The following is a 12,234-nucleotide window of genomic DNA, read 5'->3' on the forward strand; positions in this document are numbered from 1 at the left end:
CGGCTGGGGTGGCGGTTCAGGCGGTCCGACGAAGCTCGGGTCGACAGCGGAGCTGGTGCCGGCCAGGGTTGCCGGCGCGCTGCCGTCAGGCTGCACGCCGGGCTGGGCAGCCGGCTCGCCCGTGGTACCTGGCGCCGGTGCCGCTGGCACGGTCACGCTGGCCGCGGGTGCCGCTTCGCCGGCGATCAGCGCCGCCAGTGGATCCTCCGTGCTTGCCGTGGCCGGCGTGGCAGGCTCGGCGGCTTGCGCCGAACCAGCGGTCACCACCGGCGGCACCGCCGGACGCGGTTCGATGCGGGGCGGCGGGGTGGTCGCGCTGGTCGTCGCATCCCCGGTCTGCGCGCACGCGACCAGGCCCCACGCGGCCAGCACGGCAAAACCGAGGCGGCGCAGGGGCAGGCCACCGCGTCCGGCAGGGCCGGGACAAAGCGGGATGGCGGGAATCCGACGAGAGACTGGCGGCAATTCGGACAGCAATTCAGTCAAGCAACATCGATGGCCGGAGCAGGCAAGGGCTCCGGAGGCGGGACTGTTTTTTATCAGCCGACCCATTTGACCGCAAGCCGGGTTACAAAATCCATCACACTGTGCGCCGTCTCACAATGCGAAAAACCCCCGGATATGGCGCGATTGACTAGCGAAAACCCGCACTTGCGCGATACCCCGTGGCGAAAGAGCCACCGCTATAATCGGCTGGCTTGTCTTTCGGGTAAGACAGCCCTTTGCCGTGGCCCGCGTCCGGCGCCAGGCATGCTGGGCACGCCGCCGTGCCCGTTCGCAACAGGCACAGCGTTGCGCAAGCCGCTGTACCCCGGCGGCTGGTGCGTCACGGTCCGGCGCGCGGCATCATGCAAGCCGCGAGCCTGCATCCGAATCAATATCTATAAGAGGAGAAGTGGAGATGGAACGTCGTTCCTTTCTGTTGAAAGCGTCGGCCGTGGCCGCCACCGGGGCACTGGCCGCGTGCGGCAAGGGTGAAGAGAAGGCTGCACCTGCCGCCGCCAGCGGGCCGGCAGCGCCGGCCGTGGTCGGCAGCAACCCGGCCGTGGAATGGCGCCTGGCCTCGAGCTTCCCCAAGTCGCTCGACACCATCTTCGGCGGTTCCGAACTGCTGTCGGCCCGCGTCAAGGAACTGACCGACGGCAAGTTCAACATCAAGGTCTTTGCCGCCGGTGAAATCGTGCCGGGCCTGCAGGTGCTGGACGCGGTGCAGAACAACACCGTGCAGATAGGCCACACCGCCGGCTACTACTACTTCGGCAAGAACCCGACGCTGTGCTTCGACACCACGGTGCCGTTCGGCCTGACCGCACGCCAGCAGAACGCCTGGATGATGCAGGGCAACGGCATGAAGCTGATGCGCGAGTTCTTCAAGGAATACAACGTCGTCAATTTCCTGGGCGGCAACACCAATGCACAGATGGGCGGCTGGTTCCGCAAGGAAATCAAGACCGTGGCCGACCTGCAGGGCCTGAAGTACCGCATCGCCGGCTTTGCCGGCGTGGTGCTGTCGCGCCTGGGCGTGGTGCCGCAGCAGATCGCCGGCGGCGACATCTACCCTGCGCTGGAAAAGGGCACCATCGATGCAGCCGAGTGGGTGGGCCCGTACGATGACGAGAAGCTGGGCTTCTACAAGGTGGCGCCGTACTACTACTACCCGGGCTGGTGGGAAGGCAGCGCGCAGCTGTCGTTCTACGCCTCGGCCACCGAGTACGAGAAGCTGCCGGCGCTGTACAAGCGCGCGCTGGAAACCGCCACCATCGAGGCGCACACCAACATGATGGCCAAGTACGACACGGTCAACCCGCAGGCGCTGGCCCGCCTGCTGGAAAACGGCGTCAAGCTGCGCCCGTTCTCCAAGGAGATCATGGAGGCCTGCTTCAAGGCGACCCAGGAATCCTACGCCGACGAAACCGCCAAGAACCCGTCGTTCAAGAAGATCTACGACGACTGGCGCGTGTTCCGCAACAACCAGGCCGCCTGGTTCAACGTGGCCGAGCAGGGCTTCGCGCAGTTCAGCTTCGCGCGCAAGCTGTAAGCGGCACACTGCCCCGGGCCGCACGGGGCTTGCCGCAAACCCCATGTTCCCTCGGGAGCATGGGGTTTTTTGTTGGCCACGGCAGGCGGGCGCCCGCCGGGCGGGGATCGCGCGGCGCCGGTAGAATCGCCGGCATCTACCGGAAATCCCTATGCAACTCGGCATTCTCTACGCCCTCCTGGCCTACATCATCTGGGGGCTGCTCCCGCTCTATATCAAATCGCTGCCCGGCATTGCGCCGCTGGAGATCCTGCTGCACCGGATGGTGTGGTCGCTGGTATTCCTCGGCCTGATCCTGACCTGGCGGCACCAGTGGGCGTGGCTCGGCCGGGTGCTCAGGGACCGGCGCCTGCTGCTGTCGTTCGGCGCCAGCGCGGCGCTGCTGTGCGCCAACTGGTTCCTCTACATCTGGGCGGTGTCGGCCAACCGCGTGGTCGATGCCAGCCTGGGCTACTTCATCAACCCGCTGTTCAGCGTGCTGCTGGGCGTGGTCTTCCTGCACGAGCGGCTGCGCCTGGTGCAATGGCTGTCGATCGCGGTAGCCGCGGCCGGTGTGGCCTGGCTGACGGTGGCGGCAGGCCAGCTGCCGTGGATCGCGCTGGGGCTGGCGGCCAGCTTCGGCGGCTATGGCCTGCTGCGCAAGACCGGCGCGCTGGGTGCGCTGGAAGGGCTGTCGCTGGAGACGCTGCTGCTGTTCCCGCTGGCCGCGGCGGCACTGGCCTGGCTGTTCGCGACCGGCCAGGACAGCTTCACCCACGCAGCGCCGGGTACGCAGTGGCTGCTGCTGCTGGCCGGGCCGGTCACGGCGGTGCCGCTGCTGTTCTTTGCGGCCGGCGCGCGGCGCATTCCGCTGTCGTTGCTGGGCCTGCTGCAGTACACCGGGCCGACGCTGCAGCTGCTGCTGGGCGTGTGGCTGTGGAACGAGCCGTTCCCGGCGCAGAAGCAGGTCGGCTACGCGCTGATCTGGCTATCGCTGGCCTTGTATGCAGCCGAGGGGCTATGGATGAATACGCGGCAGAAGCCCGCTATCATCCAGTCGATCAATGAAACCAACTAGAAATCAACTCATTTCATTTGTCACACGCATAACTGATACGGTGCCTGGCCACCATGTCTGCCCCGCCTGATGCCACCCCCGCAGTCCAGCGCAAGATCATCCATTGCGACTGCGACTGTTTCTACGCCTCGGTCGAGATGCGCGACGACCCCTCGCTGCGCGGCCGCCCGATGGCCGTGGGCGGCTCGCCCGACCGGCGCGGGGTGATTGCCACCTGCAACTATGAAGCGCGCGCCTTTGGCGTGCGTTCGGCGATGCCGTCGGCGCAGGCGCTCAAGCGTTGCCCGGACCTGCTGATCGTGCGCCCGGCGATGGACAAGTACCGCGAGGTCTCGCGCCGGATCTTCGCGATCTATCGCGAATACACCACGCTGGTCGAACCGCTGTCGCTGGACGAAGCCTACCTGGACGTGAGCCTTTGCACCCGCCACGCCGGCAGCGCCACCCGCATCGCCGAGGAAATCCGCCAGCGTGTGCGCGATGAAGTGGGCGTGACGGTATCGGCCGGGGTGGGGCCGAGCAAGTTCGTGGCCAAGATCGCCAGCGACTGGAACAAGCCCGACGGGCTGTTCGTGGTCAAGCCGGCGGCGGTCGATGGCTTTGTCGCCGCGCTGCCGGTGGAACGCATCCACGGCGTAGGCAAGGTCACCGCGGCCAAGCTGCGGCGCCTGGGTGCCGGGACCTGCGGCGACCTGCGGCCGTGGTCGCCGGACCGGCTGCACCGCGAGTTCGGCGTTTTCGGGGCGCGGCTCTACAAGCTGTGCCGCGGGGTCGACGAGCGCGAGGTCACGCCCGAGCGCGAGCGCAAGTCGATCAGCGTGGAAGAGACCTATGCCGACGACCTGCCCGACCTGCAGGCCTGCATGGCCGAGCTGGAACCGCTCATCGCCATGCTGGAAGCCCGCATTGAGCGGGCTCAGGCACACGACACCATCGACAAGCTGACCGTGAAGCTGCGCTTCTCTGACTTCCGCCAGACCACGGTGGAATGCCGCGGCCACGCGCCGGACCGCACCGTCTACGCGCGCCTGCTGGCCGAGGGCCATGCGCGCCGGGGCTTGCCAGTGCGGCTGCTGGGGGTGGGGGTAGGGACCAGCGACCGGGATACGTCGCAGCTGGAACTGTTCGACTGAGCGCAGGATTATTCTAGCGAATAATCAACACCCCTTAAATCATGGTGTATTGATAAATCGCATCAATAGCCAAGCTATTGCAGGTCGTTGCGCATCACCAGCAGCCACGGCATATGCGAATTGGTGACGCCGTCGAGCCGGCCCGAATCGCCCAGCTCGATCTCCTCCATCGACACCGACTGCTGGACATTGCCGCCGATGGCACGCACCACGCGCGTGGCCGGATCCACGCCGACCACGATGTCGCAGTGCATAGGGGTGGTGCCGAAGCCGATTTCGGCGATGTCCTCCAGATAGCGGTCGCGTCCGCGCCCGGCGCAGATGATGTCGCCGGGCCGGGGCATGGCGGGGACGGGCTCGATATGGAAGGCTGGCCTGGGCAGGATGCCGTCGCGGGCATCGACCACGTACATCGAGTGCGACTGCCCGGTCAGGAACTGGCGCTCGTCCAGCCCCGCCTTGCGCAGCACCCATGAGATAAACACCGCCGACCAGGCCCAGGATCCCTGCGTCACCTGCCGGCAGCCGGGCGCTTCGCCGACGATGCCCCAGTAGCGGCGCGCCAGCGAGCAGCCCAGGGGCGTGGCTTCCATGCCGGTGCCGTCCGGAAAGGACAGGCAGCTGGCGGCCGGTGGCGGATTGCCGTTGGTCTTGGATTCGGTATCGGTGGTGGCGGCAGCGGGTGCCCCGGCCTCCGCGGGGGACGGTGGCTGGGCCTCCGGGATCTCTGGCAGTGGCGCAGGCAGTTCCGGTGCGGGCACCGGGCTGTAGGTGACGCAGGAGGTGTCGTCCCGGCCCAGCCGCACCACCTGCCCGCCCCAGCGGGCCCATTCCTGCGTGGCGATCTCGACGATGCGTTCGCGCGGCGTGGCGCCCGGGCGCGTCACCGGCCTTTCGGTGTCGGGCAGCGCGCGCGCCTGCGGCCGCACTGGCTCGCTGACGGTGGTGCAGGCACTCAGCAGTGCCAGCGCCACGGCAACACAGGCCGCGCGCATGGTGCCTGCAGCCTGTGGAGAAAGCTGTGGAACCGGCTGTGGAAAGCGCTGTGCATAACGCTGTGGAGATCTGCGGCGCGGCGGACGGGCAAGCATGGAGGCCCCATGTGGCACGGCACCCGGTCCGGCCTGTCACGGCCACGGCTGGACGCCTGTTGGAAGACTTCGCGCGCGATCGCTCCGGCGACGGATTCAGCGATGCGGCGGATACTGCAGAAAATCAGCTTACCGCTGTGGATAACGTCCCCCGCCTGGCGCTCGCCAGCGCCCTCGGGCACCGGGCGGCGGCATGGCGGGGTCTGACAATTCGGGCCCTGCAGTGCAGCCCGTCAGGCTCACTGGTTGACAGCGTCCTTGAACTTCTGGCCAGCCTTGAACTTCACGGTCTTGGCTGCTTCGACCTTGATTTCTTCGCCGGTACGCGGGTTGCGCGCCATGCGCTCGCCACGCTCGCCCTTGCTGAACGTGCCAAAGCCGATGAGGCTCAGCGTTTCGCCCTTGGCCACGGCGTCCATGATGGCCGACAGGGTCACGTTCAGTGCCTGTTCCGCCTTGGACTTGGTCAGACCGTCCACCCCGGCTGCGATAGCGTCGATCAGTTCGGTTTTCGTCATGCTTCACTCCGTATCGAGTTGATAAAACACAGGCGTCCGCATGCCGGGCGGCCTGACTGGCACCGCTCCGGCAAAGACACCGCGGGCCACATGATACCGTGTCGGACAAGGCGCACCGGGAACAGATTGTTACCTGGCAGTTTCCGCGAGGCCGCGCCAGGCTGGGCTTCGCGGCAAATCGACGCAGCTGGGTACAGCCATCGCAAGCCGCGGAAGGTGACGAAAGCGTCCTAAGCTGACAGGCAGGGCCCCCAGGTCGCGCAGGCGAGATAGCGGGCGGGCCGCGTACCTAGCCTCTCACCCATCCCTCGCCAGAGGCCCTCAGAGGCCCTCTGCGCACGCGCAGGCGCATTGGACAGGGCTGGAGAGCGAGTGACGGCCAGAAACGCTTGCAGGCGCTCTGGCAGCCTCGGAGGCGCAGACTGCACTATGTTGCATGTTGTCGGATCATTGGGCTGGCGGCGAACCGAGCCGCTATTCGGCGCATGCATGGCACCTTGCCGGGGCGGTTTACGGACCGGCTCCAGATCCTGCGGGCGGCGTATACGCGCAAGTCGGTGTGGTTCGGCGTATACGCCCGAGGTATACGCCGAATCTTCAAATCCAAAACCACAAAGCTTCGCGCTATCGCGACGTTTACAGTCCCGGCCATTTGGATGATGCCTTGGGGGCATTCTTTTGCTGACGCCGTTGGTTCGTTCTTTCGGTTTACCTTTTTCTTTCATGTATACAAATAGTAGTAGTAAGTAAACACCCGCCCCCGCTGTGGAAAACCACGTAAACGTCTTTCGGTTCAACGGTTTACGTAAACGAGAAGTGGTCGTATCCAATGTTGGTCGAGGTGGATGACTCAGCCATCCGGAGGAGGCCAGTGCCGCAAGCCCTCCGACTTATGCCTGAGGCATCCCCATGCCAGCCCCAGGCAGCCCACATCCAATCCGCGTGCTTGTCCACAGTTTGAGGCGGGGTTATCCACACGCGGGGACGTAAACGGGCGTCGCGGCTGAGGCGGAAATGGGGTGCCGTATACGTGTCAATCGCAACCAGGGCGTATACGGTGAGGTCGCCGGAAAGGGGGGTTACGTATACGTGTCACGGTTGCACCGGTATCATCCCCGATCGCGCCGGAACGGCCGGCACAGCGGGCCACTCAGGCAAACAGGCGACGAGCACGGAAAGGCAAATGGCGGACAAGGCAAAGCGCAAGGCAGCGGACGAGGGCAAGAAGAAGACGGCGAGCGACCGGATCGAGGTGCGCCAGTCAGGCGTGCACGGCAAGGGCGTCTATGCGATCGGCCAGATCGCCGAAGGCGAACGCGTGATCGAGTACAAGGGCGAGCACATTTCGTGGAAGAAGGCGCTGGAGCGCCATCCGCACGATCCCAGCGATCCCAACCACACTTTCTACTTCAGCCTGGACGACGGCAGCGTCATCGACGCCAAGTACGGCGGCAACCGCGCGCGCTGGATCAACCACGCCTGCGAACCCAATTGCGAAGCGCGCGAGAAAAAGGGCCGCGTCTTCATCCACGCGCTGCGCGACATTGCCGAGGGCGAGGAGTTGTTCTACGACTACGGCCTGGTCATCGACGCGCGCTATACCGCCAAGCTGAAGAAGGAGTTCGAGTGCCGCTGCGGCAGCCCGCAATGCCGCGGCACCATGCTGGCACCGAAGGAAAAGAAGAAGAAGGCCAAGTAAGGCGCGCGTCCCAACCCGCGCCTCCGCCAGCGCAGCGGCGGGTTCAGGCCACCGATCCTGGCGGTTCGCAGGGGATCCGGATCACGAAGCGCATGGTCGGCCGCCGTTCGGGCGCGCCGTCCGCGGCCGGGGCATCGCCGGCCGCACCTGGAACCGGCGGCACGTCCTCGATGCGGATGGTGCCCTGGTGCAGCGTCACGATCTCATGGACGATGGCCAGCCCCAGCCCGGCGCCGCCGCTATGGGCTGCCCGCCCGCCGCCCGGCTCAGGGGCGCGGTCGCCGCGGAAGAAGCGCTTGAAGACTTCCTCGCGCCGCTGCGGCGGGATGCCGGGGCCGTTGTCTTCCACCATCACCACCGCCATGCCGCGGTGACCCATGGCCTCGCCGCCGGCGCGCACCGTGATGCGCCCGCCCGCGGGCACGTACTTCACCGCGTTGTCGATCAGGTTGGACAGGGCCTCGCGCATCAGCAGCCGGTTGCCGCGCACCACCGCGGGCGCGCTGCCGGTGAAGGTGGGGCCGGGCAGGATCTCGAAGCCCAGGTCGATGCGTTGCGCCAGCGCCTGCGGCACCCACTCGGCGCCGATCTCGAAGGCCAGCTCGGCCAGGTCGAAGTGTTCCACCGGCCCGAGACGCTCCAGCGACAGCCCCGGCTCGGCGCGCGCCAGCGACAGCAGCTGGTTGGACAGCCGCACCGCGCGGTCGGCGGCGGTCTGCACCTCGCGCAGCGCATGCCGGGCAACTTCCAGCGAATCGGCTTCCTGGGCCCGGTCGGCATGCAGCTTGACCGCGGTCAGCGGGGTGCGCAGCTGGTGCGCGGCATCGGCAATGAACTTGCGTTGCGCGTCGAGCGCGTCGCGCAGCCGCGCCAGCAGCGCATTGAGGCCGCGGATCAGCGGCGCCACCTCGGCCGGCACCTGGGTCTCGTCGAGCGCGGCGAGTGAGCGGGCAGTCTGCCGGTTGAGCTTGTCGGCCAGGATCTGCAGCGGCACCAGCTCTTCCTTGAGCACGTGCGACAGGATCAGGCTGCCGACCAGCAGCAGCAGGATCAGCGGCACCGACACCGACAGCAGGATCTCGTTGGCGGCGGTCTCGCGCCGGTCCAGCAGCTCCGCCACCTCCACCACGATCGGCCCGCGCGCGGGTTTGCCGGCCTCGCTGGTGCCGAGTTCGTCCACCGCGGCGCTGGGCAGCATCACCGGCAGCCGCACCGCGCGCACCTGGCGTCCGCTGAACCAGGCGTAGAACAGGCGCGCATCGTGCAGCGTGGTCTGGCCGGTGCCGTAGCCCAGCCAGGTGTCCATGCCGCCGATCAGCCCGTCGGGGCCATGGATGCGCCAGTAGATGCGGTCGGTGCCCTCGGCCTCGACCAGCGTCTGCGCGATCATCGGGATGTCGTGCTCCAGGCGCGGGCCGGCAATGCGGATCTGCTGGGCGATGTTGTTGGCCACGCCATACAGCGCGCGGTCGAACACCTGCGTGGTGTAGTGCGCCGCCAGCCAGTACGACAGCGAGCCGCTGGTCAGCACCAGTGCAAACAGCGGCGTGGCCAGAGCGCGCAGCAGGTGCGCGCGCAGGCTGATGTTGGAGCCGGGGCGGGACGCCTGGCGCGTCGCCGCGGGGGTGTCGCCGGCGGCGGAGGCCGGGGGCACGTTCCGCGTTGCGATGCGGGAGGCCGTGCGCCAGGAAACCCGGGAGGAGGTGCGGGAGCGAGGCCACATTGCCGGCTAGGCCGAAGGGCAGGGCCGCGTGTCGGATGACCGTGGCGGCCGGAGCGGTTTCATTGTCCGGCGCGGATCTGCAGCAGGTAGCCGAAGCCGCGCACGGTGACGATCTCGACATCGCTGTCCTCGAGCTTCTTGCGCACGCGGTGCACATAGACCTCGATCGCGGTGTCGCCCACGGTGTCGCCGCCTTCGCCGGCGGGGTGGGCAAAGGTGGCCAGGTGGTCCTGCAGCTGCGCCTTGCTGACCACGCGGCCCTGGCGCTGCAGCAGCAGTTCCAGCACCGCGAACTCGCGCGGCGACAGCTCCAGCGGGCGGGCGTCGATAAACATGCGGCGGTCGTTGCCCGACAGCCGCAGGCGCCCCAGGCGCACGTCGCGCTCGGGGGCGGCCTCACCGTGCTGGCTGCGGCGCAGCAGCACGCGCACGCGCGCTTCCAGCTCGGGCAGGGCGAACGGTTTGATCAGGTAGTCGTCGGCGCCGGCGTTCAGGCCTGAGAGCTTGTCTTCCAGCTCGTCGCGCGCGGTCAGGATGATGACCGGGGTGGTGCGGTTGCGGGCGCGGTAGCGCGCCAGCAGGGTCATGCCGTCGATGCCGGGCAGGCCCAGGTCGAGGATGACCAGGTCGTGCTGCTCGCGCAGCAGGTGTTCGGTGGCATAGACGCCGTCGTGGACGACGCGCATCTGGTGGCCAGCGCGGGACAGGCCGGCTTCGACGCCGCTGGCAATCTGGCGGTCGTCCTCGATCAGCAGGATACGCATGGCGGCAGCTCGGGCAGGAAGTTGGGCATGGCTGGAGGGAAGGCCTCTTGGCGCACACGGGAGGTGCGGGCCTGCCGCAGATTGTACTAGGCGCGGGCCTCCGCTTCCTTACGGATTGCCTACAGCGGCCCGATCCGGCGCTGCCGCCGCGCCCGCGCTTAGTCGGTCACCGCGTCGGCGGCGCGCTCGATGAAGTGGGCCAGGTCGATATCGCGCTGGGTCAGGCCGTTGGCATCGTGCGTGGACAGCGTGATGTCGACCCGGTTGTAGACGTTGAACCATTCCGGGTGGTGGTCGGCCTTCTCGGCCTGGATCGCCACGCGGGTCATGAAGCCGAAGGCGGCATTGAAGTCATGGAAGGTGAAGCGCTTGAAGATCGCGTCGCGGTCCGGGACGGTGGTCCAGCCGGGCAGGTCTGCCAGCAGCGTGGCACGGGCTTGCGGGGAAAGCGGAGTCATAGGGGGCTCGATCTGGTCGTAACGAAAACGAAGGCCGCAAATCAATGCGGACAGCCGGCCCGCCCGCGCCGTAGCGGCGGGCATGCCGGCATTGTTTCACAAAGCGGGAAGCGGGGCAGGGCGCCCCGGGTTTGCCGGCAAGGGGCCGGATCAGATGTCTTCGGTATCGGCCCAGCCTTCGCGGGTGCCGACATTGAGCACCTGGTCGCCCGGGGCCACGTCGCCCGCGCCCAGCGTCGGCTGCGCGCGCAGTTCTTCGTACAGCGGCGCAAAGTCCGGCCGGGTGGCGTCGAACAGCTGTTCGAAGCTGTCGATCACGAAGTAGGTCTTCTGGAAGGTGTCGATGCGGTAGCGCGTGCGCATGATGCGGCGCACATCGAAGCCGATCCGGTTGGGGCTGGCCGAATCCAGGCTGTAGATCGACTCGCCCTGGCTCGACAGGATGCCCGCTCCGTAGATGCGCAGGCCCTGCGCGGTGCGGATCAGACCGAATTCAACCGTGTACCAGTACAGCCGCGACAGCATGTCCAGCGCGCCCAGCCCGTTCGCCTTCAGGCCGCCCTTGCCGTAGGCCTCCATATAGTCGGCAAAGACCGGGTTGATCAGCAGCGGCACATGGCCGAACACGTCGTGGAAGCAGTCCGGCTCCTGCAGGTAGTCCAGCTGCTCGGGCTTGCGCATCCACCAGCTGGCCGGGAAGCGGCGGTTGGCCAGGTGCTCGAAGAACACCTGGTCCGGCACCAGGCCGGGCACGGCCACGACCTGCCAGCCGGTGGCGCGCATCAGGGTTTCATTGAGCTGGTCGAAATCGGGGACGCGGTCCTTGTCCATGCCCAGCGTGGCCAGGCCCTGCAGGAATTCATCGCTGACACGGCCCTGCAGCATCGCGGCCTGGCGCTCGTACAGCTTGCGCCAGATGGCGTGGTCGGTGCTGGTGTAGCGGTGCACCGGCTGGGCGATGGTGAAGTCCGGGCGCAGTTCCTGGCCGGACAGCAGGCCGGCGTCGAACTGTTCCTTGAGCTTGTCGGTCAGGGTGCCCTGGAAGGCGCCGGGGGCTTCGGTGGCCGTGGCGATGGACATAGGTACGCGTCTCCTTGTAATGCGTGCTTGCTGCATCGGTGGCAGCATCAATGCGGATTTACTGCGTAGTTTAGACACCCAGGCGCGCAGAAAGGCCGCAAAATCCGCTTGTATTGGTCTTGTGACGCATATAATGTGCATTATTCAACTGAAGAATGCGGGATTTGTGTATGACTGCCTCCGGCGTCTCCCTGGACCCCTTCGACCTCGCGCTGCTGGCCGTCCTGCAGGCCGACGGCCGCACCACCCACCAGCAACTGGCCGAACGCGTGCACCTGTCGCCCAGCCAGGTCGGGCGTCGGCTGGCGCGGCTGGAAGCCGACGGCGTCATCACCGGCTACCGCGTCAACCTGTCATCGCAGGCGCTGGGCCTGGGGGTGATGGTCTTTATCAGCGTCAAGCTGGCCCACCATGCCGACACCATCATCGAACGCTTCCGCGAAGAGATCCTGCTGCTGGAAGAGGTGCAGGAGTGCTATTCGGTGGCCGGCGAGGCTGACTACCTGATCCGCGTGGTCGTGCCCGACCTGCCCACGCTGGCCGAATTCACCATGAAGCGGCTGATGCGGGTGCCGGGCGTGGAAAGCGTGCGTTCGAACATCGTGCTGACCGCGATCAAGTGCGACGGCCCGCTGCCGCTGTCGCACCTGCGCTGAATCTTTTCCTGCGGCGC

Annotated in this window: 11 protein-coding genes and 1 pseudogene; 5 read left to right on the forward strand and 7 right to left on the reverse strand. The window is 67.1% G+C overall.

Translation table 11 applies throughout. The features are described from left to right. A pseudogene (locus AC3WRR_RS30605) lies at positions 1–486 on the reverse strand (carbohydrate porin); the annotation flags it as partial. Between the two features lie 415 nt (positions 487–901). Between AC3WRR_RS30605 and AC3WRR_RS30610 the strand changes: the two are divergent. The 3 genes from AC3WRR_RS30610 to dinB all read left to right on the forward strand — a co-directional run bounded on the left by AC3WRR_RS30610 (position 902) and on the right by dinB (position 4,228). Next, entirely contained in the window at positions 902–2,038 is a 1,137-nt protein-coding gene (locus AC3WRR_RS30610; RefSeq protein WP_010811313.1) for a TRAP transporter substrate-binding protein, read from the forward strand. 151 nt (positions 2,039–2,189) lie between these two features. After that, positions 2,190–3,095, forward strand: a complete 906-nt coding sequence (rarD, locus tag AC3WRR_RS30615; RefSeq protein ID WP_010811312.1) for an EamA family transporter RarD — start codon at positions 2,190–2,192, stop codon at positions 3,093–3,095. A gap of 53 nt (positions 3,096–3,148) precedes the next feature. Beyond that, positions 3,149–4,228: a DNA polymerase IV gene (dinB, locus tag AC3WRR_RS30620; RefSeq protein WP_010811311.1), complete on the forward strand. Its 1,080-nt coding sequence runs from the start codon at positions 3,149–3,151 to the stop codon at positions 4,226–4,228. A 74-nt stretch (positions 4,229–4,302) separates the two neighbouring features. Here dinB and AC3WRR_RS30625 read toward each other — a convergent pair whose 3' ends face one another. Together AC3WRR_RS30625 and AC3WRR_RS30630 are read right to left on the reverse strand one after the other, a co-directional pair. Further along, positions 4,303–5,319 carry a DUF2272 domain-containing protein gene (locus AC3WRR_RS30625; RefSeq protein ID WP_011616254.1) on the reverse strand — a complete coding sequence of 339 codons (1,017 nt, stop codon included), beginning with the start codon at positions 5,317–5,319 and terminating at the stop codon, positions 4,303–4,305. Between the two features lie 239 nt (positions 5,320–5,558). Further along, entirely contained in the window at positions 5,559–5,837 is a 279-nt protein-coding gene (locus tag AC3WRR_RS30630) for an HU family DNA-binding protein (RefSeq protein WP_010811309.1), read from the reverse strand. Between the two features lie 1,183 nt (positions 5,838–7,020). On the opposite strand from AC3WRR_RS30630, the gene AC3WRR_RS30635 reads away from it, so the two are divergent. Continuing rightward, positions 7,021–7,536 carry an SET domain-containing protein gene (locus AC3WRR_RS30635; protein ID WP_010811308.1) on the forward strand — a complete coding sequence of 172 codons (516 nt, stop codon included), beginning with the start codon at positions 7,021–7,023 and terminating at the stop codon, positions 7,534–7,536. A 43-nt stretch (positions 7,537–7,579) separates the two neighbouring features. Here AC3WRR_RS30635 and AC3WRR_RS30640 read toward each other — a convergent pair whose 3' ends face one another. From AC3WRR_RS30640 to phhA, 4 genes are all read right to left on the reverse strand, one after another. Beyond that, positions 7,580–9,190 carry a sensor histidine kinase N-terminal domain-containing protein gene (locus AC3WRR_RS30640; RefSeq protein ID WP_492298949.1) on the reverse strand — a complete coding sequence of 537 codons (1,611 nt, stop codon included), beginning with the start codon at positions 9,188–9,190 and terminating at the stop codon, positions 7,580–7,582. A 128-nt stretch (positions 9,191–9,318) separates the two neighbouring features. Continuing rightward, the gene (locus tag AC3WRR_RS30645; RefSeq protein WP_011616251.1) at positions 9,319–10,023 is read right to left on the reverse strand and encodes a response regulator transcription factor; all 705 of its coding nucleotides are present in this window, start codon (positions 10,021–10,023) and stop codon (positions 9,319–9,321) included. A 158-nt stretch (positions 10,024–10,181) separates the two neighbouring features. Next, positions 10,182–10,481 (reverse strand): 4a-hydroxytetrahydrobiopterin dehydratase, encoded by a 300-nt coding sequence (locus tag AC3WRR_RS30650; protein ID WP_010811305.1) that lies wholly within the window; start codon positions 10,479–10,481, stop codon positions 10,182–10,184. Positions 10,482–10,631: 150 nt separating this feature from the next. Then, the gene (phhA, locus tag AC3WRR_RS30655) at positions 10,632–11,561 is read right to left on the reverse strand and encodes a phenylalanine 4-monooxygenase (protein WP_010811304.1); all 930 of its coding nucleotides are present in this window, start codon (positions 11,559–11,561) and stop codon (positions 10,632–10,634) included. Between the two features lie 170 nt (positions 11,562–11,731). Here phhA and AC3WRR_RS30660 point away from each other — a divergent pair, with 170 nt between their 5' ends. After that, positions 11,732–12,217, forward strand: coding sequence for an Lrp/AsnC family transcriptional regulator (locus tag AC3WRR_RS30660; protein ID WP_010811303.1), 486 nt, complete (start codon positions 11,732–11,734; stop codon positions 12,215–12,217). Positions 12,218–12,234 lie beyond the last annotated feature (17 nt).

The sequence above is a fragment of the Cupriavidus sp. FW305-3-2-15-C-LB2 genome (assembly GCF_058787575.1).